At 68.1% G+C, this 1,469-nt stretch carries 2 protein-coding genes; both read right to left on the bottom strand.

Translation table 11 applies throughout. The annotated features are described in order from the left end of the window. Nucleotides 1-1,303, bottom strand: a 1,303-nt coding sequence (gene glyA, locus JYA52_RS09815) for a serine hydroxymethyltransferase (protein ID WP_307869346.1), incomplete at its 3' end; no start/stop codon positions are given. Then, nucleotides 1,300-1,469: glycine cleavage system protein H (locus JYA52_RS09810; RefSeq protein WP_504739510.1), on the bottom strand; the 170-nt coding region annotated here is incomplete at its 5' end. The genes JYA52_RS09810 and glyA, both read right to left, overlap by 4 nt.

Genomic DNA, 1,469 nt, shown 5'->3' with positions numbered 1-1,469 from the left:
GGTAGAGCGGGTGCGCGGCGGCTAGTGCCTCGACCCTTGAACGCAGGCCGGACAGGTCGGTTCCGGCGTCGGCCATCAGTGCCTCGGCGATGATGTCCGCCACCTCTTCGAACGCCGCCTCACCGAAACCGCGGGTTGCCAGGGCCGGTGTGCCGATGCGCAGGCCGGAGGTGACCATTGGCGGGCGAGGGTCGAACGGCACCGCGTTGCGGTTGACGGTGATGTCGATCTCCGCGAGCCGGTCCTCGGCCTGCTGCCCGTCGAGCTCGCAGCTGCGCAGGTCCACCAGCACCAGGTGCACGTCGGTGCCGCCGGAGATCACGTTGATCCCCTTAGCGGTGACGTCCGGCTGGACCAGGCGCGCGGCCAAGATCCGGGCGCCGGCCAGCACGCGCTCCTGGCGTTCCTTGAACTCGGCCGAAGCCGCGATCTTGAACGCCACGGCCTTGCCGGCGATGACGTGCTCCAGCGGACCGCCCTGCTGGCCCGGGAACACCGCCGAGTTGATCTTCTTCGCGATGTCGGCGTCGTTGGTCAGGATGATGCCGCCGCGCGGACCGGCGAGGGTCTTGTGCGTCGTGGACGTGGTGACATGCGCGTAAGGGACCGGTGAGGGGTGCAGCCCGGCAGCCACCAGCCCGGCGAAGTGCGCCATGTCCACCATCAGGTACGCGCCCACCGAATCGGCGATCCGGCGGAACTCGGCGAAGTCCAGCTGCCGGGCGTAGGCGGACCAGCCGGCAACGATCAGCTGAGGTTTGTGCTCCTGGGCCAGGCGCTCCACCTCGGCCATGTCGATCCGGTGGTCCTCTTCGCGGACCTGGTACGGAATCACGTTGTACAGCCGGCCGGAGAAATTGATCTTCATGCCATGGGTCAGGTGCCCGCCGTGGGCGAGGTTCAGGCCCATGATGGTGTCGCCGGGCTTGATCAGGGCGTGCATCACCGAGGCGTTCGCCTGCGCGCCGGAGTGCGGCTGGACGTTCGCGTACCCGGCACCGAACAGGGCCTTGACCCGGTCGATCGCGAGCTGCTCGATCACGTCCACGTGCTCGCAGCCGCCATAGTACCGCTTGCCCGGGTAACCCTCGGCGTACTTGTTCGTCAGCACCGAGCCCTGCGCCTGCATCACGGCCACAGCCGTGTGGTTCTCCGAGGCGATCATCTCCAGCCCGCCGCGCTGGCGGGTCAGCTCGTCATCGATCCTCGCCGCGATCTCCGGATCCAGGGCCGACAGTTCGGCGTCCAGGCTCACGGAGACCACCTGCTGGAACGCTGCCGTTGCGGCACCTGCCCCACTCACAGCTCGCCACCGTTCTTCGCCGCGTACTCCTCGGCAGAGAGCAGCGGACCCTCTTCGGTCACGGCGACCTTGAACAGCCAGCCGGCACCGTACGGATCGCTGTTGATCAGCGCCGGATCGGACACGACGTCGCCATTGATCTCGACAACCTCGCCCGTCACCGGGG

Origin of the sequence: Arthrobacter pascens (genome assembly GCF_017052465.1) — a bacterium.
Classification (GTDB): Bacteria; Actinomycetota; Actinomycetes; order Actinomycetales; family Micrococcaceae; genus Arthrobacter; species Arthrobacter pascens.
This window is presented reverse-complemented; position numbering and strand designations above follow the sequence as displayed.